The sequence below is a fragment of the Vogesella sp. genome, assembly GCF_046297735.1.
GTDB classification, from domain to species: domain Bacteria; phylum Pseudomonadota; class Gammaproteobacteria; order Burkholderiales; family Chromobacteriaceae; genus Vogesella; species Vogesella urethralis.
Genome location: NZ_JBKBHK010000015.1, coordinates 15213 through 41237 on the forward strand (window position 1 = coordinate 15213; position 26025 = coordinate 41237).

The following is a 26025-nucleotide window of genomic DNA, read 5'->3' on the forward strand; positions in this document are numbered from 1 at the left end:
CCCGTGTTAAGCGCGATCGGCCATCTTTTCGCCCAGCAGGCCGGACGGACGGAAGATCAGCACAGCAATCAGCACCATGAAGGCAAAGATGTCCTGATAGTGCGAGCCCAGGAAACCACCGGTCAGGTCGCCGATGTAACCGGCACCCAGACTTTCGATGATACCCAGCAGGATACCGCCTGCCACTGCGCCACCCAGGTTGCCGATGCCCCCCAGTACCGCTGCGGTAAACGCTTTCAGACCGATCATGAAGCCCATGTAGTAGTGGGCCTGGTCGTAGTTGGTTGCTACCATCACGCCAGCAATGGCACCCAGTGCCGAACCCATCACGAAAGTGGCAGAAATGATGGTGTTGACGTTCACACCCATCAGGCCGGCCACTGCCGGGTTCTGGCTGGTAGCGCGCATGGCGCGGCCCAATTTGGTTTTCTCTACTACGAGCAGCAGACCTACCATCATGACCAGACACAGCACCACGATGCCGACTTGCAGCTTGGTGATGGTGGCACCGAACACATCGATGGTCTCATGGCTGAGGATAGGCGGGAACGGGATGTAATTGCGGCCCCAGATCAGGATGGCCACCTGCTGCAGCACGATGGACAGACCAATCGCAGTAATCAGCGGCGCCAGACGCGGCGCATTGCGCAGCGGGCGGTAGGCCACGCGCTCGATGGTAAAACCGAGCAACATGCACGCAGGAATGGCGACCAGCAAGCCTACCAGCACCAACAAGGGGCCAGGCAGCACGACGCCAGCGTTCATCAGCACGGAAATGACGGTGATGGTAACCATGGCGCCAAACATCACCACTTCGCCGTGCGCAAAGTTGATGAGGCCCATGATCCCGTACACCATGGTATAGCCCAGTGCGATCAGGGCATAAATACTGCCCAGCACTAGTCCATTCAGGATCTGTTGCAGAAAAATGTCCACGGTGGGATCTCCTTAGATTGATGGTCCCGACAGCTTTTTTGGGGGTTTACCCTCTATATGCCATCTTGTTGCCCGGCTGCTGCAGACTGTCAACTGCGACAGCAAGCCGAGCGGATTATGGATGTGTATCCAATTGACTGTCAATCTTCCGGAATGCCAGTTTTCACCTTTTTGTCCATTTTTTTTAATTTTCTGCAAATTATTGATTTTATTGGATTTTTTTAGTCGAAATAGCGCCACAGCAATATATTGCAGTGCAAAATATTACGCATTCGGGATGTAATTTTGATAAAACCGGCATTTCATAAATTTTCACTTTTCAACTTATTGTGGGCAATAAATTTTCCTTTCCGAAAAAGCATAATTGCATTTGGTTTCGTTTTCCCGCCAATCGCAACAATAGCAACTTGTATACAATCTATCGTATTCGGTTTTGATCGTCGCATGAAAAAAGCCGCAGCCCGGAGGCTGCGGCTTTTTTCATGCCGGTGCGGTTGTTCAGACAAGCTGGAACGGATAGACCGAACCCAGCCCCAGAATGCCGCTTAGCTCATCCAGTGCGGTGCGACATTCCAGCAGCAGTTGCGGATCGGCCAGATCCTCTGGCGCCAGGCGGTCGCGATAATGACGGTCCACCCAAGCATTAAGCGTGCCAAACAGCTGCTCGCTCATCATCACGTTCGGGTTCACCGCCGCGATCTCGCTGGCAGACAGCGCAACGCGCAGGCGCAGGCAGGCCGGGCCGCCACCGTTCTGCATGCTTTGCTTCAGGTCGAACACCTTCACCTCGGCGATAGGGCCGCCGCTGGCTACCAGCTTCTGCAGGTAGGCCCACACACGCTCGATGTTGCGGCACTCTTCCGGCACCACGATGATCATCTTGCCGTCGGCCCGCGACAGCAGCTGGCTGTTGAACAGATAGCTCTTCACGGCCTCTTCCACCGTCACTTCGGCCTGCGGCACCTCGATGGGCACAAACTGTCCGCCCACGGCGGCCAACTTGCGCGACAGCTCGTCCAGCACCGCCTGTTGCTGCAGGAAGGACTTCTCGTGATGGAACAGCACATTGCGGTTGCCCACCGAGATCACGTCATTGTGGAACACGCCGGCATCGATAGTGTCCGGGTCTTGCTGCGCGTACACCACGCCTGCTTCGCTCAAGCCGTGCAGGCGCGCGACGGCATGGCAGGCTTCCAGCGTCTGGCGCGCCGGAAAGCGCGCCGGTTTCGGATAACGGCTGTCAAAAGCTGACGCACCGAACACGAAGAACTCCACCCCTGCCCCATCGTATTCGTGACAGAAACGGGTATGGTTGGCCGCACCTTCGTCGCCGAAGTGCATCTGTGCCGGCAGCGCCTCGTGCACCATGAAACGGCTGTCATCGGCAAACATCGCTTGCAGGATGCGGCGCGTGGTCGGGTGCTCGATGGAGCGGTGGAACTTGTTGTTCAGGTTGGCCGGGGTAAAGTGCACGCGGCCGTCGGCGGTATCGCCGGACGGGCTGACCGTGGCGGCGTTGGCCGTCCACATGCAGGAAGCCGACGTGGCGGCGGCCAGAATAGCCGGCGCTTCCTTGGCAGCACGGGCAATCACCTCAGCGTCGCTGCCGCCAAAGCCCAGGCGGCGCAGGCTGGCCACATCCGGGCGCTCGTGCGGGGCCAGTACGCCCTGCTTGAAGCCCAGATCGTGCAGCGCCTTCATCTTGGCCAGGCCTTGCTTGGCGGCCAGGCGCGGGTTGGACGCCGCGTTCTGGTTGCCGGTAGAGGCCACGTTGCCGAACGACAGGCCGCTGTAGTTGTGCGTCGGGCCGACCAGGCCGTCGAAATTCACTTCAAAGGCTTGGCTCATAGCGTCATCCCCGGGGAAAGTTGGGCCGGCACGGTCAGGCTGTCGCACTCGAGCGACGCCACCGGCCAGGCGCAGTAATCGGCTGCGTAGTAGGCACTGGGACGGTGATTACCGGAGGCACCAATGCCCCCGAACGGTGCAGCACTGGAGGCGCCGGTCAGCGGCTTGTTCCAGTTCACCACGCCGGCGCGCGCTTCCAGCAGGTATTGCTCGTACTGCGCACGGTCGTCGGACAGCACGCCACCGGCCAAGCCGAAGCGGGTGTCGTTGGCGATGTCGATGGCTTCGTCGAAGTCGCGGTAGCGGATCACCTGCAGCAGCGGGCCGAAGAACTCTTCGTCCGGGCGCTGCGCTGCGGTGCTATCGATAATACCGGGGCTGAGCAGCGCGCCTTCGTCCGACAGCCGGCGCATGGCCAGCAGTGCCTTGCCGCCACTGGCCAACAGCTTGTCCTGTGCGGCCAACAGTGCATCTGCTGCAGCATTGGAGATCACCGAGCCCATGAACGGCTGCGGCTCTTCATTAAACAGGCCCACTTTCAGCCGCGCCGTCACCTCTACCAGGCGTGCCAGGAAAGCATCGCCCTCGGCGCCTTCGGCCACCAGCAGGCGGCGGGCGCAGGTGCAGCGCTGGCCGGCCGAAATGAAGGCCGACTGGATCACGTGATGTACCGCCGCGTCCACCTCGGCAACCTTGCCCACGATCAGCGGGTTGTTGCCGCCCATTTCCAGCGCCAGGATTTTTTCCGGTTGGCCGCCGAAAGTCTTGTGCAGCAGGTTGCCGGTAGCCGAGCTGCCGGTAAAGAACAGGCCGTCGATGCCGGCGTGGTTGGCCAGCGCAATGCCGGTATCGCGTGCGCCTTGCAGCAGGCCGATCACACCGGCCGGCAGGCCGGCTTCCGCCCACAGGCGTACCGTTTCCTGCGCCGTCCACGGCGTCAGCTCTGACGGTTTGAAGATTACGGTATTACCGGCGATCAGCGCCGGCACGATATGGCCGTTGGGCAGGTGGCCCGGGAAGTTGTACGGGCCGAACACCGCTACCACGCCGTGCGGCTTGTGCCGCAATACCGCCTGCGCGTCGCCCATGGCGGCACTGCGCTCGCCAGTACGTTCGTGGTAAGCCTTGATCGAGATCTCTACCTTGTTGACCATGGTGGTCACTTCGGTCTGCGCTTCCCACAGCGGCTTGCCGGTTTCGCGGGCAATGATCTCGGCCAGCTGCGCCTTGTTGGCCGCCAGCAGTTCGCCAAAGCGGCGGATGATGGCGATGCGGGCATCCAGACCCAGGCGCGCCCACGGTTTGAAGGCAGCGCGGGCGGCGGCCACTGCGCGGCCAACCTGCTCGGCGCTAGCGGTCTTGCCCTGCCAGATCGGCTCGGCAGTGGCGGGGTTGGTTTTGCTCAGCAGGTCGCCTTCACCGGCAACCCAGCTGCCTTGAATGAACTGGGTAGTCACTATGCACTCTCCTTGGGCGACAGCGTGACAACGCGTACCGTATCGCCTTCTTTGATATTCAATGCCGCCGCTTGCTCGGCGTTCAGGGTGACGCTGCCGTCCCCACGTACCAGCTCGGCCAGGATGACGCGGAAGTTGTCGTAGCCGGTGTTGGCCACCAGGTACCAGTCGGCCTCGCCAGCCGGCTGGCTACCGATACAGGCCGACAGCAGGCGGCTGTCGCGCACCGCACGCACGTCCTGCACGTAGGCTTGCACCGTGGGGCCGGCGTCGAAAATGTCGACGTAGCCTTCGTAACGGAAACCTTCGCTGTGCAGCATGGCCACCGCCGGGCGGGTGTTGTCGTGGGTCTGACCGATGACGGCTTGCGCCTCCGGCGGCAGGAAGTCGATGTATACCGGAAACTTGGGCATCAGCTCTGCCACGAACGACTTCTGCCCTACCCCGGTCAGGTAGTCGGCTTCAGCGAACTCGATAGAGAAGAAATGCCGGCCCAGCGCTTCCCAGAACGGCGATTTGCCATCCGCGTCGGACACGCCGCGCATCTCGGCCACCACCACTTTGCCGAACAGCTGGTGGAACTGCGCCAGAAACAGGAAGCGGCTTTTCGACAGCAGGCCACCGTTCTTGTTGACGCGGTAATCGGGGTGCAGGAACAGCGTGCACAGTTCGCTGTAGCCGGTGTGGTCGTTGGACAGGAACAGCGTCTCGTGGCGGGTGTACACACCCAGCTCTTCGGAGGCGTGCACGATGTTGCCGACACGGTAGTTGTACCAGGGCTCTTTCAGGCCGACCGCCGCTTCCAGCGCGCAGATACCGCCAACACGGCCGGTGGCGGTGTCTTCCAGCACGAACACATAGCCGCGCTCGGCCAGGTCGGCCTCGCCGCTGAAGCTGCGCTCGGAACGCGCAATACGAGCGGCCAACCGGTCTTCGTTGACCGGCAGGCTGGTGAGGCCCACACCGGCGCTGCGCGCCAACTCCATCAGGCCCGGCAGGTCGCCGGCTTTTACGGGACGAATCACCATCATGCTTGTACTCTCCCGTGTTCCGGCAACAGCGGCACGGCGCACAGGCGCTGGCCATTGCCGACGCCCAGTGCGCGGGCGGTTTCCTGGGTAATGAAAATCACGTCGCCCACCACGCTGGCGTGGGCCTGGGTGGCGGCAAACTGGCCACTACGATGGTTGGACAGCAGCATTTCCTGGCTACCCGACGGCAACGACGGGCCGGCTTCCACCGCGTAGGTGTGTTGCTGGCGCAGGCTGAACAGCTGGTCTACCTCGGCGGTCAGCACCGCGCCGCCGTCGAAGATATCGATGTAGTCGTCAGCTTCGAAACCCTCGCGCGACAGGATGCTGAACGGGCGCTCGAAGTCGGGGTGAATCTGACCGATGGCGTTCTGCGCCTGGTCTGGCAGCAGTGGCACGTAGATCGGGTAAGTCGGCATCAGCTCGGCGATGAAGGTTTTGCTGCGCTGGGCGAAGGCCTGCTCTACCTGCGGGAAATCCATATTAAAGAAGCGGCGGCCGATGGCGTCCCAGAACGGCGACTGGTTGTCGGCGTCCAGCATGCCCTGCATTTCTACCAGGATGCGGCGGCCAAAGCGCTCGCGGGCAGCCGCCATATACAGCAGACGGGCACGCGACAGCAGCTCGTAAGCGCGCATTGTGTACTGCGGGTCGCAGTAGAAACCGCACAGCTGTACCAGGCCGGTCAGGTCGTGACACATGGTCAGCACGTGGATGCGGTTATTCACCTTCAGTGCGCGCGACGCATGCACCATGGTTTCGCTGCGGTAGCTGTAAAACGGCTCTTCAAAGCCGGCGGATGCGCTGATGGAGGCGGTACCGACCACGCGGCCTTCGTCCTCCAGCACAAACATGTAGTACTCGCGTCCAGTACCCGCAATCGCCTCGTGTTCGAAGGCGCCCAGCGAGTTCTGGATCTTTTCGTAAAGCTTTTCCCGATTGTTCGGCAAGCTGGTTACGCCGATTCCGCTCTCCACCGCCATGTGTTCCACATGCGGCAGATCGGAAATGCGTACAGGGCGCACGATCAGCATGTCAGCCTCTCTCTCGTTGTAATGTGAATGCAGGCGCAGGGCGGCCCGCACCGCTGCCCGGGCAGGCAGCGGCGTTCCTTTGTATTGGGATGAAACGGGACGAACTTAGCTGCGGCTAGCGGCAACCACGCTGGCTACGGCGGCATCGAAGCGGGCCAGGCCGTCATCGATATCCTGCTCGCTGATCACCAGCGACGGCGCAAAACGCACCACCGACAGGCCGGCTACCAGCACCATCAGTTGCTGGGCTTCGGCCGCTTTCAGGAAGTCGCGGGCGCGGCCGGCAAACTCGTCGGACACCACGGCACCGATCAGCAGGCCCATGCCGCGTACTTCCTTGAACACGTTGTACTTGGCGTTGATGGCGTTCAGGCCGTCAACAAAGCGCTGGTGCTTGGCACGCACGCCAGCCAGTACTTCCGGGCGGCTAACGATTTCCACCACTTTGCCAGCCACGGCGGCAGCCAGCGGGTTACCGCCGTAGGTGGTGCCGTGGGTGCCTACTGCCAGGCTCTTGGCAATGGCGTCGGTGGTGAGGATGGCGCCGATCGGGAAGCCACCGCCCAGGCCCTTGGCGCTGGACAGGATATCCGGGGTAATGCCGTATTCCTGGTAGGCGTACAGCGAGCCGGTGCGGCCAACGCCAGTCTGCACTTCATCGAATACCAGCAGCGCCTTGTGCGCGTCGCACAGCTCGCGCGCGGCTTGCAGGTAAGCCTGGGTCGCCGGCAGCACGCCGCCTTCGCCCTGTACCGGTTCGATCACCACGGCGCAGGTCTTGTCGGAGATGGCCGCTTTCAGCGCATCGATATCGTTGAACGGTACGTGGGTAATGCCGGCCGGGTTGGGGCCAAAACCTTCAGCGTACTTGGGTTGGCCGCCAACGTTGACGGTAAACACGGTACGGCCGTGGAAGGAGTTGGTGCAGGAAATGATTTCGTACTTGTCGGCGCCGAAGTGGTCGGCGGCGTATTTGCGTGCCAGCTTGAAGGCGGCTTCGTTGGCTTCGGCACCGGAGTTGCAGAAGAACACGCGGTCAGCGAAGGTTTTCTCTACCAGCGCGCTGGCCAGCTGCAGCGCCGGCTCGTTGGTGAACACGTTGGACACGTGCCACAGTTTGCCGGCTTGCTCGGTCAGCGCCGCCACCAGCTCCGGGTGGCAGTGGCCCAGCGAGTTCACGGCAATGCCGCCAGCCAGATCGATGAACTCGCGGCCGTCCTGGTCCCACACGCGGGAGCCTTCACCGCGCACCGGAATGAAACCGGCCGGGCTGTAGTTGGGGACCATGACCTGGTCGAAAGTGGCGCGAGTGACGGTCTTGCTCATTGATGAGTTCCTTCCTGCAATTTGTCGCAATTATTGTTCGTTACAGCCTGTGCTGCGTTTTGCACACGCCGTTACACAAGTCTTGCAACGATTCTAATCGAATCCTCGGCGCGCACCATATCCGCATTGCGACATGGGCTTACACATTTACCAGCCTTGTCCAACAATACGCACCACGTAAAAATCCTTTCAATTCATGATATTAAGAGGATACTTGCCAGATGCACGGCATACGGCATCACTTTCCACTGCAGACAAAAACCAGCAGGCCTGCCGGCCAATGGCGACCAAGTTGCGGCAAGGCAGCACCGTACGCTACCGCTCATGACAAAATGAATACTGGCAGGCTGCGCTCTACATACTGCCAAGCAGCATAATTTCAGCGGCAAAGTATCAAATTTGCAGCTACCTTTTACAGCATATGCAGTAGAGTTAAGCCCTCATTCGCAAGCGGGCGCGATAACCGCTTGTCGTCACCGGTAACCAGTCGCAATCACAAAGGAGACAGGCATGTCCGAAGCCAGGCTGCTGATCGTGGAAGACAGCAAGACACAGCGTGCATTCTATGCCGGAGTTTTCGAGGGTCATTACGCGCTGCGTTTTGCCACCAACGGCAAGGAGGCCTTGGCGTGCGTAGCAGAAGAAGTGCCTGACGTCATTCTGCTGGACGTAGAAATGCCGGAAATGGACGGTTACGAGGTGTGTCGTCAACTACGCGGCCAGGATCACGCCATGCCCATTCTGTTCGTCTCGGCCCATGTCGAGCTGTCGGAACGGCTGCTAGGTTACGATGCTGGCGGTAACGACTTCCTGTGCAAACCGATCGACCCGCGCGAGCTGGTACTGAAAGTAGAGCTGGTGCTGCGCCAGCGCACAGAACAAATGCGACTGCAAGAGAATGGCCGCACGGCTTTTTCGGCCGCCATGACCGCCATGAGCGCCATGTCGGAAATGGGCGTGTTGATCGATTTCATCCGCAATGTTTCCAAACTGGGTAACTATGTGGACATCGCCGGCGCCATCTGCACCACACTGGAAGCCTATGGCCTGCACGGCTGCCTGCAGATTTACGGCAGTGAAGGTGAACACCTGCAGTCCACCGATGGCCAGACCACACCGCTGGAAGCCAGCATCATTGCCAATGCCCGCTCGCTGTCACACATCTACTCGTCCGGCAGCAATACCTCGTTCAATTACCCGCACTGCTGCCTGGTCATCCGCGACATGCCACTGGAAGACGAAGACCGCTGTGGCCGCCTGCGCGACCACCTGGCCATTCTGGCCGAAGTGGCTGCCGGCCGGGCCCAGGCGCTGGACGACCTGAACCGCGAGATCAAGCAACTGGAAACACGGCTACAGAGCCAACAGAGCGCCTTGGTCACCCTGCGCCGCCGCCTGCCGGCAGCCAGCGCCACGTTGGGTCTGAGCCCGGAGCAACAAACCGGCCTCGGTCGCATTTTTGACCAGCTGCTGATCGCCACACCAGGGGAATGAGCCACGTCGCGCTGTAGCCACTGGCCTACAGCGCGCTTTTGCGGCAAGCTCTGCCTCCCTGCCCGCCGGTGCGGCCCCTGCATGGAGAGCAAGCATGACTACCCCCCTCAACGTCGCCCTGATCGGTTACGGCTACGCCGGCCGCACTTTTCACGCGCCGCTGCTGCGCGCCGAACCGCGTTTCCGCCTGCACACCATCGTCAGCAGCAAGGGCGAGCAGGTACTGGCCGAACAAGCCGGCGTGGCCGTGTGCAGCGACCCGGCGCAGGCACTGGCCAATCCGGCTATCGACCTGGTGGTGATTGCCAGCCCCAACGACAGCCACTTCCCGTTAGCCGAACAGGCCTTGCAAGCCGGCAAGCACGTGGTAGTGGACAAGCCGTTCACCACCACCGCTACCGAAGCCCGCCTGCTGCAGGTGCTGGCCGGCCAGCGTCAGCGCCTGCTGTCGGTGTTTCATAACCGGCGCTGGGACGCCGACTTCCTCACCCTGCGCCAACTGCTGGACGCCGGTACCCTGGGCCAGATCAGCCTGTTCGAGTCGCGCTTCGAGCGTTACCGCCCGCAGGTGCAGGTGCGCTGGCGCGAATCGGCTGTAGCCGGCGGCGGCCTGTGGTACGACCTGGGCCCGCACCTGCTGGACCAGGCGCTTCAGCTGTTCGGCACCCCGCAGGCGCTGCACGCCGACCTGGCCACGCAGCGCAACGGCGCCGTCGCCACCGATTACTTCCACGTCACACTGCACTACCCGCGTCTGCGCGTACTGCTGTCGGCCAGTTGCTTGGTCAGCGGCGGCTCGCCGCGCTTTGCCGTACACGGTGCGCTGGGCAGTTACGTGAAATACGGGCTGGACACCCAGGAAGCGCAGCTGAAAGCCGGCGGCCAACCAGGCGCTGCCGGCTGGGGGGACGACCCGCTGCCAGGCCTGCATTACGTGCAGCAGGACGGCGAGCCGCACGGCCACGCGGTGCCGATGCTGGCCGGCGACTACCGCCGCTACTACGCGGGCATCGCCGCGGCCATTCTGGACGGTGCGGCCAACCCGGTACCGGCCAGCGAAGCTGCGCTGGTGATGGAGCTGATCGAGCTGGGCATCGCCAGCGCGGCGCAAGGCCACACGCTATCGGTACGCTGAACGGCTACACCCACTCCACCTTGCTGACAAACAGGTAGCCGGCGCCGTACACGGTCTTGATCAGGCGCGGGTTGTAGCTGTCGTCGCCCAGCTTGCGCCGCAGCCGCGAGATACGCACGTCGATGCTGCGGTCGTACGGCGACATATCATCCAGCCCCAGCAGCTGTTCGCGCGGCAACACGCGGTTGGGGCGCTCCAGAAAGCGCTGCAGCATCTGGCCTTCGCCCGCGCTGAGCGTGCGCTCGCTGCCGTCGGCAGCCACCAGTTTGTAGCTGTCCATCTCGTAGCGCCAACCGGCAAAGCTGGCGCAGCGCGGCGTCTGGCGCACCGCGGCGTCCACCGGTTGCTCGCAACGGCGCAGGATGCTGCGCACGCGGGCCACCAGTTCGCGCGGCTCGAACGGCTTCATGATGTAGTCGTCGGCGCCGGTTTCCAGCCCCATCACGCGGTCGCCCACGTGGCCACGCCCGCTGAGGATGATGACGCCGCAGCGCTGCTGCTCGCGCACCTGGCGCACGATGCTCATGCCGTCCATGTCGGGCAGGCCCAGGTCGACGATCACCAGATCGGGCGCTTGCTGGCGCAGCCGCTGCAACAAGGCGGCGCCGGTGCGGAAGGTTTCGCAGCGGAACTGGTAGTCGCGCAGGATGGTAGCAATCAGGCGGGCGATGGACAGGTCGTCCTCCACCACGTACACCAGCTTGTCAGCCAGCGGGGTTTCAACGGCATTCAGGCTTGCGGCAGACACAACATGACCTCGTCTAGCAATGCGGCCAACTCGGCCGGGGTAAAGGGTTTTTCCAGTTTCGGAAACGCCGGCACCTCGTGGCGGCCTTCCTCGTAACCGCTCATCAGCACCACACGGATGCGCGGCCGCAAGCGGCGCGCGGCCACCGCCAGCGCACGGCCGTTCAGTGGGCCTGGCATCACGATATCGGTGAGCAGCAGGCCGATGTCGTCGATGTTCTCCAACATGGCCAGCGCCTCGTCTCCGCTTTCCGCTTCCAGCACCGGGTAGCCCAGGCTGGTGAGCTGCAGCCGCACCACGCGGCGCACTTCGGCGTCGTCTTCCACCAGCAGCGTCAGCGGTCGCTCGCGCCCGCCGGCCTTGCCGCTGAAATCCAGCCGCCCAGCCGGGCGGGCGGCCGGCTCGGTCTGCGGCAGCCACAGCACGAAGCGCGTGCCCTGCCCTGGCGTGCTGGCCACGTGTACGGCGCCGCCCGATTGGCGGGCAAAGCTGTACACCATGGCCAGGCCCAGGCCGCTGCCGCTGCCAAAGCGTTTGGTGGTAAAGAACGGTTCGAACACACGCAACAGGGTTTCCGGCGCCATGCCGACGCCGCTATCGGCCACTTCCAAGCGTACATAGCTGCCGGCCTGCAGCTGGCGCTCGGCGGCCTCGCGTTCGTTCAACGGCTGCTGATCCACCAGCAGCTGTAGTTGGCCGCCGTCCGGCATCGCATCGCGGGCGTTCAACACCAGGTTGAACACCGCGCTCTCCAGCTGGTGCGGGTCGGCCATCGCGTACAACGGTTGCGGCGGCCACTGCGTCTGCAGCTGGATGGTTTCCGGCAGCGAACGCCGTATCAGCTGCAGCATGCCCTGCAACAGGCTGCCGGTATCGACGGCGCTGGGCAATAGCGGCTGCTGGCGGGCAAAGGTGAGCAGCCGCCGTACCAGCGACACCCCACGCTCGGCGGCCTGCAGTGCCGGCTCCAGATAATCCAGCACCGCCGGTTGCTGCTGGTGACGGCTGCGCAGCTCGGCCAGGTTGCCGATGACCACGGTCAGCATATTGTTGAAATCGTGCGCCAAGCCGCCGGACAGCTGACCGACGGCCTCCATTTTTTGCGCCTGCACCAACGCCGACTGGGTCTGCTTCTGCTCGGTGATATCGAACGACAGCACGAAGCAGCCCAGCACCTCGCCATCGGCGGCGATCTCCGGCACCAGCGTGCTGCGGGCAAAGATATGGCTGCCGTCGTCCTTCTGCATCGTGTATTCGTAGGTAACCTGGCGCCCGGTCAGCGCCTCGTTCACATAAGCCACTACCGCCGCGTAGAACTTGCTGCCCAGCGCAGCCTCGATGTGCTGGCCGACGATGTGTTCGTTACGGCGGCCGAACCAGTCGCTATAGCCCTTGTTGGCATAACGGTAGATATGGTGCTTGTCAAAGTAGGCGATCAGCGCCGGGATGGTGTCGGTAATCAGCCGCAGCCGCTCTTCGCTACGGCGCAGTGCGGCGGTGATCTGCTCGTTGGCCGCGTGGACCTCGCGCAGTTGCTGGTTGGCTGCTTCCAGCTCGGCAGTGCGCGCCTGCACGTGCGATTCCAGGTCGGCCTTTTGCTGTTGCTGCAAGCGCTCGTACGCCTGTTGCTCAGTCTTGTCGGTATACAGTGCAATAAAACCGCCGGCCGGTAGCGGTTCACCGCGTACACGCAGCACCGAACCGTCGGGGCGGCTACGCTCGGTATCGTGCGGGTCGAAACGCCACGCCAGCGCCACCCGCTCGGCCACCTGCTGTTCCGGGTCGCCAGGGCCGTACTCGCCGCGGTAGGCGTTATAGCGGATGTAAGCGTCGAACGGCGTACCCACCTTGCCCAGCTCGGGCGGGAAGTCCAGTAGCGCCAGAAAGCGCTGGTTGCACGCCACCAGCTTCAGGTCGGCGTCGAACACGGTAACGCCCTGGTCCAGCAGGTCTAGCCCGGACAGCAGCAAGGCGTTGTGCTGCAAGGTAGTGTTGGCTGCGGGTGACTGTTGCGACATGACGACGGTTTTCTGGCCTGCGGCCATGACAAATGATGACAGGGGATGATTTTAGGCCAGCTGCCGACGGAAAAGCAGCGCTGTAATCATTCGTTACAATTGCCACAAACTTGTGCAACGGTGCGCGGCAATCATCGTGTGATAACGACAGCATCACACAGAGGAGAGTTAGCGGATGTCCCTGCACAGCTACCAGCAAGACCTTCCCCAGACTGCGGCCAACCATGTGCCCTTGTCGCCGCTGAGCTATATCGAACGCGCGGCAGCGGTGTACCCCGAGCGCACCGCCATCATCCACGGTGCCCAGCGTTACACCTGGCAGCAGGCTTATCAGCGCAGCCGGCGCCTGGCCAGCGCACTGGCCCGCCACGGTATTGCCAAGGGTGACACCGTGGCCGTGATGCTGCCCAATATCCCGGCCATGCTGGACTGCCACTTTGGCGTACCGATGTGCGGCGCAGTACTGAATACCCTCAACACGCGGCTGGACCCGGAAGCCATCGCCTTCATGCTGCAGCACGGCGAGGCACGGGTGCTGATTACCGACCGCGAATTCTCGTTCACTATCGCCCCGGCGCTGGCGATGCTGGACAAACCACCGCTGGTGATCGACGTGGACGACCCGGAATACGCCGGCCCCGGCCAGCGCCTGGGCAGCATCGAATACGAAGCTTTCATCGCCGACGGCGACCCGGACTACGCCTGGCAGCTGCCGGATGACGAGTGGGACGCCATCTCGCTGAACTACACCTCCGGCACCACCGGCAACCCCAAGGGCGTGGTCTACCACCACCGTGGTGCCTACCTGAACGCCAGCTGCAACATCCTGGACTGGGGCATGCCGCGCCACGCCACCTACCTGTGGACGCTGCCGATGTTCCACTGCAACGGTTGGTGCTTCCCGTGGACGATGGCGGCCAACGTCGGCACCAATGTGTGCCTGCGCCGCGTCGACCCGCGGCTGATCTTCGACCTGATCAAGACCCACCGTGTCAGCCACTACTGCGGTGCGCCCATCGTGCACAACATGCTGATCAACGCGCCGGACGACTGCAAACAGGGCATCGAGCACCAGGTGCATTGCCTGGTGGCCGGCGCCGCGCCGCCGTCGGCGGTGATCGAGGGCATGGAGCGGCTGGGCTTCAACATCACCCATGTGTACGGGCTGACCGAAACCTACGGCCCGGCGTCGGTGTGCGCCAAGCAGGACGAATGGGCGGCGCTGGACATCGGCGGCCGCACCGAGCGCAACGGCCGCCAGGGCGTGCGCTACACCATGCAACAAGGCATGACGGTGATGGACCCCGCCACCATGACCGAAGTCCCGCACGACGGCGAGACCATGGGCGAGATCATGTTCCGCGGCAACCTGGTGATGAAGGGCTACCTGAAAAACGCACGCGCCACCGAAGAGGCACTGGCTGGCGGCTGGTTCCACACCGGCGACCTGGCCGTTATCCAGCCGGACGGCTACGTGAAGATCAAGGACCGTTCCAAAGACATCATCATCTCTGGCGGCGAGAATATTTCGTCGATCGAGGTGGAAGACGTCTTGTGCCGCTTCCCGGGCGTGATTTCCGCCGCCGTGGTGGCACTACCAGACCCGAAATGGGGCGAGGTGCCGTGCGCCTTCCTGGAAATGCGCGAAGGTGTAGACGGCGACGAGGCCGCCGTCATCGAGCACTGCCGCGCCCACCTGGCGCGCTTCAAGGTGCCCAAGCGCATCATCTTCGGCCCCATCCCCAAAACCTCTACCGGCAAGATCCAGAAATTCCTGCTGCGCCAGCAAACCAACGCTGCTGCCGCCATCCAGTAACCAGCCGCACCGGCTCGGCCTGCGGCCAACCCTGCAACAGGGGTGTTCTGGTTGGCCGCAACGCGCCGGCAAGGCAGGCTTCGCAGCACCGCTGCGAACATTTCCCCCCTTTACCCCCGCTTCGGCGGGGTCTTTTTTTGCCTGTACGCCCGCTAGCGCACCATCGCCTGTTGCAGCTGTGCGACGAACGACGTGCTATTACCCGGCGGCCAAACGCTAAAACGGCCTGCCAGGCGGGTAATTGGCAGCCTCGGGACGACGTTCATGTTTCGTTACATTTCACACACAGTTACGCAAGGTTGGCAGGGAATCATCACTGCATAACGGAGCAAACGCTCTACGCAGCCGCCACAGAGCGGCACCCCGCAACAACACAACCGAGAAGCAGGAGAAAACATGAGTACCCAAGCCTCACACGCCATCCGGCAACACCCGCAATTCGCCATCCTGGTGCGAAAGCGTTCCACCTTGGCCTGGACGTTGGCCGCGCTGACCCTGGCCAGCTACTACCTGTTCATGCTGGTAGTAGCCGTGGCGCCCGCCAGCCTGCACCAGCCCTTGCAAGCTGGCGGTGTACTCTCGCTGGGGGTACCGGTTGGCGCCGCCATCATCGTGTTTACCTGGGCACTGACCGGCTATTACGTTTACCGCGCCAATACCGAGTTCGACCGCCTGACCGCCACCATCTTGCAGGAGAGCCAGCCATGATGCGTACGCTTGCCTTCCTGTTGGCCGCCATTGCCAGCCCAGTGGCTCTGGCCGGCCCGGCCGTGGCTGGTGCGGTAGAAAAGCAGCCGCTGAACATGGCCGCCATCGGCATGTTCATGGTGTTCGTGGTACTGACGCTGGGCATTACCTGGTGGGCCTCGCGCCGCACCCGCTCTGCCAGCGACTTCTACACCGCTGGCGGCGGCATTACCGGCTTCCAGAACGGCCTGGCCATCGCTGGTGACTACATGTCGGCGGCCACGCTGCTGGGCTTGTCCAGCATGGTGTTTGCCAAGGGCTACGATGGCTTCATCTACACCGTCGGCTTCTTTGTCGGCTGGCCCATTATTACCTTCCTGATGGCCGAACGCCTGCGCAATCTGGGCCGCTTTACCTTTGCCGATATCGCCAGCTACCGGCTGGATCAGACCAAAATCCGCACCTTTGCCGCCTTCGGCTCGCTGACGGTGGTGAGCTTCTACCTGATCGTGCAGATGGTCGGTGCCGGCCAGCTGATCCAGCTGCTGTTTGGCCTGGATTACCCGATTGCGGTCGTGGCCGTAGGTGTGGTGATGATGGCCTATGTGATTTTTGGCGGCATGATCGCCACCACCTGGGTACAGATCATCAAGGCCGTGTTGCTGCTGGCCGGCGGCACGGCACTGGCACTGATGGCAATGTCGCAATTCGGCTTCAGCTACGAAACGCTGGCACGCGAAGCCATCAGCATCCATAAAGACGGCGATGCCATCATGGGCCCGGGCAGCATGCTGGCCGACCCGGTAAACGTAGCGTCGATGTCGCTGGGCCTGGTGTTCGGCATTGCCGGCCTGCCGCACATCCTGATGCGCTTCTTTACCGTGCCCAACGCCAAAGAAGCCCGCAAGTCGGTGTTCTACGCTACCGGCTTCATCGGCTTTTTCTTTCTGGTGGTGTGTACGCTGGGCTTTGCCGCCATCGCCATCATCGGCAAGGACCCGCAGTATTTTGTCGGCGGCGAGCTGGGCGGCAAGCTGGTAGGCGGCGGCAATATGGTGGCCATGCACCTCGCCAAGGCCGTGGGCGGCAACCTGTTCCTGGGCTTTTTGTCTGCAGTAGCATTTGCCACCATCCTGGCGGTAGTAGCCGGCCTGGCGCTGGCCGGGGCCTCGGCCATTTCGCACGACCTGTACGCCACCGTGATCAAGAAAGGCAAGGCTGACGAAAAGAGCGAGCTGAAGGTGTCGCGCATTGCCGCCGTTGCCATTGGCGTGCTGGCTATCGTGCTGGGCATCCTGTTCGAGAAGCAGAACGTGGCCTTCCTGGTGGGGCTGACTTTTGGCGTGGCGGCGTCCACCAACTTCCCCATCCTGATCCTGTCGATGTACTGGAAAGACCTCACCACCCGTGGCGCGCTGATCGGCGGCTTTAGCGGCCTGATCTCGGCGGTAACGCTGGTGGTGCTGTCCAAGGCGGTATGGGTGACGGTGCTGGGCTACGAAGAGGCCATCTTCCCGTACGAGCATCCGGCGCTGTTCTCGATGCCACTGGCCTTTGCCGTCAGCGTGATCGTATCGCTGCTGGACCGCAGCCAGGCAGCCGCTACCGAACGCGCCCGCTTTGACGAGCAATTCGTACGCGCACAAACCGGTCACGGTGCGGCAGCGGCGCACAATCACTAAACCACGCTGCCCCTACCGGCATCGCCGGTGGGGGCAGGCTCGCTACGTGGCCCTGCCGGCATCGCCGGCGGGGCTTTTTGCCTTGTGCGGCCAACGTTGGCCGCCGCCGCGTCACCGCAAAACAAAACCGCCTGCTGCACAGGCAACAGGCGGTTTACATCTGGCAGCCGTACCTTGCGGTACGGCTTGATCGCTGCTTAGGCGCCGGACTTCAGACCCAGGTCACCCTGGCTGGCGTTCGGGTTGTCCAGCAGGGCCTTGATCGACAGGCGAACGCGGCCGCGGTCATCCATCTCGATGGCCTTCACTTTCACGATCTGGCCTTCTTTCAGGTAGTCGGACACGTTCTTGATGCGCTCGTGAGCGATCTGCGAAATGTGTACCAGACCATCCTTGCCCGGCATGATGGACACGATGGCGCCCACGTTGTTGTCCAGAATCTTCACGACCGGACCTTCGTAAACCTTGCCCACTTCCACTTCGGCAGTGATCTCTTCGATGCGCTTCTTGGCCGCTTCGGCGCCTTCGTTCGACACGGAGGCGATGGTGATGGTGCCATCTTCCTCGATGTTGATCTCGCAACCGGTGTCCTTGGTGATGCCGCGGATGGTTTCGCCACCCTTGCCGATCACTTCACGGATTTTCTCCGGGTTGATCTTCATCACGTACAGGCGCGGCGCGTGGCTGGACAGCTCTTGCGGGCCTTCGATGGCTTCTTTCATGTGACCCAGGATGTGCAGACGGCCTTCTTTCGCCTGCTCCAGCGCGATCTGCATGATTTCCTTGGTGATGCCCTGGATCTTGATGTCCATCTGCAGGGCGGTCACGCCAGCGGCGGTACCGGCTACCTTGAAGTCCATGTCGCCCAGGTGATCTTCGTCACCCAGGATGTCGGTCAGCACGGCAAAGCGGTTGCCTTCCAGGATCAGGCCCATGGCGATACCGGCCACGTGGGCTTTCAGCGGTACACCGGCGGACAGCAGCGCCAGGCAGCCACCGCATACGGAGGCCATCGAGGACGAACCGTTGGATTCGGTGATCTCGGACACCACACGCATGGTGTAGCCGAATTCGTCTTCCGCCGGCAGCACCTGTGCCAGTGCACGCTTGGCCAGACGGCCGTGGCCGATTTCGCGGCGTTTCGGCGGGCCCATGCGGCCAGCTTCACCGGTGGAGTACGGCGGGAAGTTGTAGTGCAGCATGAAGCGGTCGGTGTATTCACCGGCCAGCGCGTCGATGATCTGTTCGTCCTGCTTGGTGCCCAGGGTGGTGGTCACGATGGCTTGGGTTTCGCCACGAGTGAACAGCGAGGAGCCGTGTACGCGCGGCAGTACGCCGGTGCGGATGGCGATCGGGCGCACGGTGCGGGTGTCGCGGCCGTCGATACGCGGCTCGCCGGACAGGATCTGACCGCGAACGATCTCGGCTTCCAGCGACTTGAAGATGCCCTTGATCTCGTTGGCCACCAGGGTGTCGGTGTCTTCGGTGATCAGCGCGGCTTTCACGGCAGCCCAGGCAGCGTTCAGCGCTTCGGAGCGGGCACCTTTCTGGCGGATGCGGAAGGCGTTGGCGATGGCTTCGCCGGAGATGTCACGGATCTGGGCGATCAGCGCTTCGTTCTTGGCCGGCGCTTCCCAGTCCCACATTACCGGGTTCACTTCGTCAGCAAACTCGTTGATGGCGGTGATGGCAGCCTGCATCTGGTCGTGACCGAATACCACGGCGCCCAGCATCACGGCTTCGGACAGCTCTTTGGCTTCCGATTCCACCATCAGCACGGCACGTTCGGTACCGGCAACCACCAGGTCCATTTCCGAGGTCAGCAGTTCGGTCTTGGTCGGGTTCAGGATGTATTCGCCGTTGGCGTAGCCCACGCGAGCCGCACCGATCGGGCCGTTGAACGGCAGGCCGGAGATGGCCAGCGCAGCGGAGGCACCGATCATGGCCGGAATGTCGGAATCCACTTCCGGGTTGAGCGACATCACGGTGGCCACGATTTGTACGTCGTGGTAGAAGCCTTCCGGGAACAGCGGACGGATCGGGCGATCGATCAGGCGGCTGGTCAGGATTTCTTTTTCGGACTGTTTACCTTCACGCTTGAAGAAACCGCCCGGGATTTTGCCGGCAGCGTAGGTACGCTCCAGGTAGTCCACGGTCAGCGGGAAGAAATCCTGGCCCGGCTTGACGTTTTTGGAGCCGACAACCGACACCAGAACCACGGTGTCTTCCACCGATACCAATACGGCGCCAGAAGCCTGGCGTGCTACTTCGCCGGTTTCCAGAGTGACGGTATGGTTGCCGTACTGGAACGACTTGCTTACTTTGTTAAACACTTGAGGTGCCCTTTATAGGTACTTTATGCAACGGGAACCCCTATCAATCAGCACCTGCTGGATGCGGATTTATAGAGGCTCCCCCCGTTGACTCAATAGATGCGTAAAACAGGTACTGCAGAAACGAAAAAGTCGCAGACGGGCTGCGACTTTTCCGAATTCAAACCGATTACTTGCGCAGACCCAGACGAGCGATCAGAGCGCGGTAGCCTTCAGCATCGGTGCGCTTGAGGTAGTCAAGCAGACGACGACGACGGCTCACCAGTTTCAGCAGGCCGCGACGGCTGTGATGATCTTTGGTGTTGGCTTTGAAGTGCGGAGTCAGGTCATTGATACGAGCGGTCAGCAGTGCCACTTGAACTTCGGTGGAACCGGTGTCGTTTTCTTTGCGCTGGAAATCTTTAACGATGACTGCTTTTTTTTCGGCGTTCATTGCCATGAGGAATTACTCCAATATCGGTTTAGGGCGGTGAAGCCCGACAAGTGTGACGAGCCGTGACCCATTCACACTTCACACAGTGGCTGCCGGAGCAGCGCAGACCCGGACCGGGTGCAACAGACCATCGTCTCTTGCCTCTGCCAGACCGAGAAATTCCCGCGTCACCTCGCGGTAAACTCGGAAACGGCGCATTGTCTCACACTTTTCGCCGCTGCGCACGGCTTGGCCATGACAAAATCGGTCGGCGTCACGCGCGGCCAACGTTTGTTCGGCAAAGTGCTGCACCAGCACGTCTACCGGCAAGAGCAGTTGGCCGCGCGCCTCGGGCGGCGTGGCTTCCAGCTGTTCCAGCGTGATGGCGTCCTGCAGCTGAAAGCCGCCGGTGGTGGTGCGACGCAGACCGGTCAGGTGCGCCCCGCAGCCCAGCATCTCGCCAATGTCCTGCGCCAGGGTACGGATATACGTGCCCTTGCTGCACAGCACGTCGATCACGGCGGTGTCGCCATCAAAAGACAACAGATCAATGCGATGGATCACCACATCGCGCGCCTCGCGCTTGATCTCGATGCCCTCGCGCGCGTACTCGTACAAGGCCTTGCCCTGGTGCTTCAGCGCCGAATACATCGGCGGCACCTGGCTGATGGGGCCAGTGTGCGCGGCGATGGCAGCCTGCAGCTGTGGCAGGTCGAATGCCACCGGGCGCTGCAGCACCACTTCGCCTTCGATGTCGCCGGTGGTGGTGACCGCACCAAACTTCACCGTAGCGCGGTAGCCCTTGTCGGCATCCAGCAGGTAAGACGAAAACTTGGTGGCCTCACCCAGACACACCGGCAGCAGCCCGGTAGCCAGCGGGTCCAGCACGCCGGTATGGCCGGCCTTGGCCGCGCTGTACAGCCAGCGCGCCCGCTGCAGCGCGGTATTGCTGCTGAGCAGGTAGGGCTTGTCCAGCAACAGCACGCCGTTGATCGGCAACTTCACGCGGCGCGGTGCACTCATGCCTTGTCGCTACCTGCTGCGTCTTCGGCGTCATCGGCGGCGTCATCGCCCTCGTCAGCCACGTCATCGTGCTGCACGGTGGTGGCATTGCCGTTTACCTCGTCGATCAGACGGCTCATGTACACGCCGCGCTCGATGGAGTCGTCGTACACAAAGTGCAGTTGCGGCATGCTGAACAGGCGGATCTGCTTGCCCAGTTCGTTACGCAGGTAACCGGCAGCACTGTCCAGCGCCTCCTGGGTGATCTCGCGCTTGCTTTCTTCCATCACGGTGTAAAACACCTTGGCGTGCGAGTAGTCGCGGGTCACGTCTACCGCAGTGATGGTTACCCAGCCCACGCGCGGGTCTTTCAGACCCTTGCGGATGGTTTCGGCCAGCTCGCGCTGGATTTGCTCGGCCACGCGGTCCGAGCGGGAAAACCCTTTTTTGGCTTTTGCCATGTTTCAACTCCCGGCCACGGCAAAGCGGGCGACAGCGTCTGCTGCCGTGTTTGCGGTGGCGATAAACAGGAAAAGGCGAGTGCCGGCCAGCCTTGCGGCCAACCTTGCACCCGCCTCGGTACTCAGTGCATTACAGGGAACGTGCGACTTCCACGATCTCGAAGACTTCCAGCTGGTCGCCTTCGTGGATGTCGTTGAAGTTCTTCAGCATCAGGCCACATTCGTAGCCTTGCTTCACTTCCTTCACGTCGTCCTTGAAGCGCTTGAGCGAGTCCAGTTCGCCGGTGTGCACCACCACGTTGTTGCGAATCAGGCGGATGCTGGCAGCGCGCTTGATCACGCCGTCGGTCACCATACAACCGGCAATATTGCCCACCTTGGATACCGGAATCACCTGACGGATTTCCACGGTACCGATGATCTGCTCTTTCTTCTCCGGTGCCAGCATGCCGGACATGGCGGCTTTCACGTCGTCTACCACATCGTAAATGATGTTGTAGTAACGAATTTCCACGCCTTCGCTCTCTGCCAGCTTGCGCGCTGCCGCATCGGCGCGGGCGTTGAAGCCCACCACGATGGCTTTGGACGCGATCGCCAGGTTGATGTCGGACTCGGAGATACCACCCACGCCGGAGTGCAGGATGTTGACGCGCACTTCTTCGGTAGACAGTTTCTGCAGGCTGCCAGCCAGCGCTTCGTAGGAACCTTGCACGTCGGCCTTGATGATGACGGACAGGCTCTGTACTTCGCCTTCGGACATCTGGGCAAACATGTTTTCCAGCTTGGCGGCTTGCTGCTTGGCCAGACGTACGTCACGGAACTTGCCAGCACGGAACAGGGCGATTTCACGCGCCTTCTTCTCGTCGGCCAGTACCATCGCGTCTTCACCGGCAGACGGCACGTCGGACAGACCCAGGATTTCTACCGGGATGGCCGGGCCGGCTTCGTCGATCGGCTTGCCGTTTTCGTCCACCATGGCACGAACGCGACCGAAGGCAGTACCTGCCAGCACGATATCGCCCTTCTTCAGGGTACCGGACTGCACCAGCAGCGTGGCAACCGGGCCGCGGCCTTTATCCAGACGCGCTTCCACGATGATGCCCTTGGCCGGCGCGTCAACCGCAGCAGTCAGCTCCAGCACTTCGGCTTGCAGCAGGATGGCTTCCAGCAGCGCATCGATGTTCAGGCCCATTTTGGCCGACACTTCGATGAACTGGGTATCGCCGCCCCAGTCTTCCGGCACCACTTCGTGCGCTACCAGTTCCTGACGGATACGCTCGGCGTTGGCACCTTGCTTGTCGATCTTGTTCACTGCCACCACGATCGGCACACCCGCCGCCTTGGCGTGGTGGATCGCTTCGATGGTTTGCGGCATCACGCCGTCGTCGGCAGCTACCACCAGCACCACGATATCGGTAGCCTTGGCACCACGGGCACGCATGGCGGTAAACGCTTCGTGACCCGGGGTATCCAGGAAGGTGATCATGCCGCGCGGGGTTTCCACGTGGTAAGCACCGATGTGCTGGGTAATGCCGCCGGCTTCGCCAGCAGCCACTTTGGCGCGGCGGATGTAGTCCAGCAGCGAGGTTTTACCGTGGTCGACGTGACCCATCACGGTCACCACCGGCGGGCGGGAAATCTGCTCGGAAACTTCCAGGGTTTCGCCGTCGGCCAGGTAGGCTTCCGGATCGTCCGCCTGCGCAGCTTTGCCGACGTGGCCCATTTCTTCCACGATGATCAGCGCGGTTTCTTGGTCCAGTACCTGGTTGATGGTCACCATCATGCCCATCTTCATCAGTACCTTGATCACTTCAGCGGCCTTCACGGCCATCTTGTGCGCCAGGTCACCAACGGTGATGGTTTCCGGCACCAGCACTTCGTGCACGATCGGTTCGGTCGGGGTCTGGAAGGCATGCTGGTTGTTGGCATTCTTGTGTTTGCCGCCAGCCTTGCGGGCTTTCCAGTCGTTGCTGGCATCGCCACCGCGGGTTTTCAGACCCTTGCCCTTCTTGCCATCATTCCAGTCTTTGCCACCACCCTTTTTGGCCGGGCCACGCTTGTCGCCAGGACGAGCGTCACCAGCCGGGGCCGGGGCTGCCGGCGCAGCAGCTGCCGGGCCACGCGCCGGTGCACCACCAGCGGCCGGACGAGCACCCGGGCCTGCCGGGCGTTGGCCGCCTTGGCCCGGGCGCTGCCCTTGACCTGCCGGGCGTTGCTGACCGCCATTGCGGTCACCGCTACGCTCGCCACGCGGCGCATCGGTACGCTGACCAGCAGCGGCCGGCTGCATGCGCGGCTGGGTCGGCTTGGCCGAACGCGGCAGCTCTTCGGCTTTCGGCTCGGGTTTGGCCACCACCGGTGCCGGCGCAGCGGCTTCGGCCTTGGCAGCCAGACGGCGCGCTTCGCGCTCTTGCTTCTCGCGCAGCAGCGCTTGCTGACGGGCGCGGAATTCGGCCTGACGGCGCTCTTCCGCAGCGCGGGCGTCCATTTCTTCCTGGCTCAAGATGGAAGTCGGCGCCGGACGGGTCAGCGTCGGCTGCTTCACCGGAGCAACTGATGCAGCAGCTTCAGCAACGGGCTTGGCTTCGGCCTTTTTCTCTTCCACTTTCTTTTCTTCTACTTTCGGCGCGGCGGGCTTGGCGGCGACCACTGGCGCAGCAGCAGGCTTGGCAGCCTCCGCGACCGGCGCAGCAACAGCCTGGGCTGCCACCTCGACTACCGGGGCAGCCTTTGGCGCTTCAGCAGCAGGGGCCGCAGCAGCAGGCTGGTCTTCCGGGCGTACGAAAGTGCGCTTCTTGCGGGTTTCCACTTTTACTGTGCTACCGGCTGCAGTGTGGATTTCACTGGTCTGTTTGCGGGTCAGGGTAACCTTGCCTTCGTCACGAGCACCGTGCGATGTCTTCAGGTAATCGAGCAACTGCTTCTTGTCCTGTTCACTCAGGGTGTCTTCCAGACTGCGCTTGCTGACACCAGCGTTCTTCAGCTGCTCCAGAAGACGTTCCGGGGACAGCTTAAGCTCACTGGCAAACTGCTTTACATTCGTCAAAACCATGCGTATTCCTAATTCCTTCTAGCATTCTGTCCGAGAGGCGGCTGGTTCAGTTAAACCAGTGTTCGCGGGCTTTCATGATGAGAGCGCGAGCCGCGTCGGCTTCCATGCCTGTCATGTCGACCAGATCGTCAACGGCGAGATCGGCCAGGTCGTCACGGGTGGTCACGCCGTTTTCGGCCAGTTTGCGTACCAGCTCGGCATCCAGTCCTGCCAGATCCTTGAGCTCGTCGGCCACTTCTTCCACTTTTTCTTCCGATGCAATCGCCAGAGTCAGGATGGCGTCACGGGCACGGCTACGCAGCTCGTTGACCAGTGCCTCATCAAAACCATCGATTTCCAGCATTTCGGAGATTGGCACATAAGCCACCTCCTCCAGCGTTGCAAAGCCTTCCTGCACCAGCAGGGCAGCCATTTCTTCATCCACGCCCAGATGCTGGATGAAGTGCTCGCGCAGCTTGGCATCCTCTTCCAGGTGCTTTTCTTCCGCTTCGGTCACGGTCAGGATGTTTAGGTTCCAGCCGGTCAGCTCGGCGGCCAACTTCACGTTCTGGCCACCACGGCCAATGGCCAGCGCCAGCTGTTCTTCCTCGACCACTACGTCCATGGTGTGGCTGTCTTCATCCACCATGATGCGGTTCACTTCGGCAGGCGACAGCGCATTGATCACGAACTGGGCCGGCTCTGCCGCCCACAGCACGATGTCGATGCGCTCGCCGGCCAGTTCCTGGGTAACCGCTTGCACCCGGGAGCCGCGCATGCCGATGCAGGTACCTTGCGGGTCCAGACGCGGGTCGTTGGACTTAACGGCCATCTTGGCGCGCATACCCGGGTCACGGGCGGCTTCCTTGATTTCCAGCATGCCTTCTTCGATTTCCGGCACTTCCAGCTCGAACAGCTTCACTAGGAACTCGCGAGAGGTACGCGACAGCACCAGCTGCGGGCCACGACCCAGACGGTCGATGCGCAGCAGGCAAGCCTTCACGCGGTCGCCCACGCGCAGGTTTTCCTTCGGGATCATCTGGTCGCGCGGCAGCACGGCTTCCAGCTTGCCGCACTCGACGATGGCGTTGCCACGTTCGATGCGCTTGATGGTACCGGTGATCAGGCTTTCGCGGCGTTGCAGGAACTCGTTCAGCACCTGCTCGCGCTCGGCATCACGGATCTTCTGCAGGATCACTTGCTTGGCAGCCTGAGCACCGATACGGCCGAACTCCACCGCTTCCATCGGTTCTTCGATCACGCTGCCCAGTTCTGCGCGCGGGTCACGCTCGCGGGCCTCTTCCAGGCTCAGCTCGCGGTCTTCGTATTCCAGTGCCTCGGCGTCCACCACGGTCCAGCGGCGGAAAGTCTGGTACTGGCCATTGTGACGGTCGATTTCTACGCGAACGTCCAGCTCATCTTCGTTGAACTTCTTCTTGGTAGCAGACGCCAGCGCCATTTCCAGCGCCGAGAAAACCACCTCGCGGTTGACGTTCTTCTCGCTCGCCAGAGCGTCAACCAACAGCAAAATCTCGCGACTCATGCAATCCTCCAAATTCCGTATTCTTGTACGC

General features: G+C 62.1%; 19 protein-coding genes. 5 read left to right on the plus strand and 14 right to left on the minus strand.

Annotated elements, in window-relative coordinates; translation table 11 throughout:
• Positions 1–6 precede the first annotated feature (6 nt).
• From ACK4FZ_RS14725 to ACK4FZ_RS14750, 6 genes are all read right to left on the minus strand, one after another.
• Positions 7–936, minus strand: coding sequence for a branched-chain amino acid ABC transporter permease (locus ACK4FZ_RS14725; protein ID WP_409822112.1), 930 nt, complete (start codon positions 934–936; stop codon positions 7–9).
• 498 nt (positions 937–1434) lie between these two features.
• The gene (gene astB / locus ACK4FZ_RS14730) at positions 1435–2784 is read right to left on the minus strand and encodes an N-succinylarginine dihydrolase (protein ID WP_409822114.1); all 1350 of its coding nucleotides are present in this window, start codon (positions 2782–2784) and stop codon (positions 1435–1437) included.
• Positions 2781–4241 (minus strand): succinylglutamate-semialdehyde dehydrogenase, encoded by a 1461-nt coding sequence (gene astD / locus ACK4FZ_RS14735; protein ID WP_144373079.1) that lies wholly within the window; start codon positions 4239–4241, stop codon positions 2781–2783. Before astD ends, astB begins: the two co-directional genes overlap by 4 nt.
• Positions 4241–5272, minus strand: coding sequence for an arginine N-succinyltransferase (astA, locus tag ACK4FZ_RS14740; RefSeq protein ID WP_409822117.1), 1032 nt, complete (start codon positions 5270–5272; stop codon positions 4241–4243). The genes astD and astA overlap by 1 nt, the downstream gene beginning before the upstream one ends.
• Complete coding sequence (aruF, locus tag ACK4FZ_RS14745) at positions 5269–6306, minus strand: arginine/ornithine succinyltransferase subunit alpha (RefSeq protein ID WP_144373081.1); 1038 nt, start codon at positions 6304–6306, stop codon at positions 5269–5271. The genes astA and aruF overlap by 4 nt, the downstream gene beginning before the upstream one ends.
• Positions 6307–6411: 105 nt before the next feature.
• On the minus strand, positions 6412–7632 hold the full coding sequence (locus ACK4FZ_RS14750; protein WP_144373082.1) for an aspartate aminotransferase family protein: 1221 nt from the start codon (positions 7630–7632) through the stop codon (positions 6412–6414).
• 510 nt (positions 7633–8142) lie between these two features.
• On the opposite strand from ACK4FZ_RS14750, the gene ACK4FZ_RS14755 reads away from it, so the two are divergent.
• Both ACK4FZ_RS14755 and ACK4FZ_RS14760 read left to right on the plus strand, forming a co-directional pair.
• On the plus strand, positions 8143–9126 hold the full coding sequence (locus tag ACK4FZ_RS14755; protein ID WP_409822119.1) for a response regulator transcription factor: 984 nt from the start codon (positions 8143–8145) through the stop codon (positions 9124–9126).
• A 94-nt stretch (positions 9127–9220) separates the two neighbouring features.
• Positions 9221–10261, plus strand: coding sequence for an oxidoreductase (locus ACK4FZ_RS14760; protein ID WP_144373084.1), 1041 nt, complete (start codon positions 9221–9223; stop codon positions 10259–10261).
• 4 nt (positions 10262–10265) lie between these two features.
• On the opposite strand, the gene ACK4FZ_RS14765 is transcribed toward ACK4FZ_RS14760, so the two are convergent.
• Together ACK4FZ_RS14765 and ACK4FZ_RS14770 are read right to left on the minus strand one after the other, a co-directional pair.
• Positions 10266–11009 carry a response regulator transcription factor gene (locus ACK4FZ_RS14765; RefSeq protein WP_240802179.1) on the minus strand — a complete coding sequence of 248 codons (744 nt, stop codon included), beginning with the start codon at positions 11007–11009 and terminating at the stop codon, positions 10266–10268.
• Positions 10991–13027: a PAS-domain containing protein gene (locus tag ACK4FZ_RS14770; protein ID WP_409822121.1), complete on the minus strand. Its 2037-nt coding sequence runs from the start codon at positions 13025–13027 to the stop codon at positions 10991–10993. The genes ACK4FZ_RS14765 and ACK4FZ_RS14770 overlap by 19 nt, the downstream gene beginning before the upstream one ends.
• A 175-nt stretch (positions 13028–13202) precedes the next feature.
• Between ACK4FZ_RS14770 and ACK4FZ_RS14775 the strand changes: the two genes are divergently transcribed.
• From ACK4FZ_RS14775 to ACK4FZ_RS14785, 3 genes are all read left to right on the plus strand, one after another.
• Positions 13203–14843 carry an acyl-CoA synthetase gene (locus tag ACK4FZ_RS14775; protein ID WP_409822123.1) on the plus strand — a complete coding sequence of 547 codons (1641 nt, stop codon included), beginning with the start codon at positions 13203–13205 and terminating at the stop codon, positions 14841–14843.
• A gap of 396 nt (positions 14844–15239) precedes the next feature.
• Complete coding sequence (locus ACK4FZ_RS14780; protein WP_409822125.1) at positions 15240–15551, plus strand: DUF485 domain-containing protein; 312 nt, start codon at positions 15240–15242, stop codon at positions 15549–15551.
• Positions 15548–17212 carry a cation acetate symporter gene (locus tag ACK4FZ_RS14785; protein WP_409822127.1) on the plus strand — a complete coding sequence of 555 codons (1665 nt, stop codon included), beginning with the start codon at positions 15548–15550 and terminating at the stop codon, positions 17210–17212. Before ACK4FZ_RS14780 ends, ACK4FZ_RS14785 begins: the two co-directional genes overlap by 4 nt.
• Before the next feature lie 197 nt (positions 17213–17409).
• On the opposite strand, the gene pnp is transcribed toward ACK4FZ_RS14785, so the two are convergent.
• The 6 genes from pnp to nusA all read right to left on the minus strand — a co-directional run bounded on the left by pnp (position 17410) and on the right by nusA (position 25994).
• Entirely contained in the window at positions 17410–19545 is a 2136-nt protein-coding gene (gene pnp, locus ACK4FZ_RS14790; RefSeq protein WP_409822129.1) for a polyribonucleotide nucleotidyltransferase, read from the minus strand.
• Between the two features lie 169 nt (positions 19546–19714).
• Positions 19715–19984 carry a 30S ribosomal protein S15 gene (gene rpsO, locus ACK4FZ_RS14795; protein ID WP_144373089.1) on the minus strand — a complete coding sequence of 90 codons (270 nt, stop codon included), beginning with the start codon at positions 19982–19984 and terminating at the stop codon, positions 19715–19717.
• Positions 19985–20056: 72 nt separating this feature from the next.
• Positions 20057–20980: a tRNA pseudouridine(55) synthase TruB gene (gene truB / locus ACK4FZ_RS14800; protein WP_409822131.1), complete on the minus strand. Its 924-nt coding sequence runs from the start codon at positions 20978–20980 to the stop codon at positions 20057–20059.
• Positions 20977–21420: a 30S ribosome-binding factor RbfA gene (rbfA, locus tag ACK4FZ_RS14805; RefSeq protein WP_144373091.1), complete on the minus strand. Its 444-nt coding sequence runs from the start codon at positions 21418–21420 to the stop codon at positions 20977–20979. Before rbfA ends, truB begins: the two co-directional genes overlap by 4 nt.
• 130 nt (positions 21421–21550) lie before the next feature.
• Positions 21551–24472 (minus strand): translation initiation factor IF-2, encoded by a 2922-nt coding sequence (gene infB, locus ACK4FZ_RS14810; protein WP_409822133.1) that lies wholly within the window; start codon positions 24470–24472, stop codon positions 21551–21553.
• 46 nt (positions 24473–24518) lie between these two features.
• Positions 24519–25994 (minus strand): transcription termination factor NusA, encoded by a 1476-nt coding sequence (gene nusA / locus ACK4FZ_RS14815; RefSeq protein ID WP_409822135.1) that lies wholly within the window; start codon positions 25992–25994, stop codon positions 24519–24521.
• Positions 25995–26025: the final 31 nt, after the last annotated feature.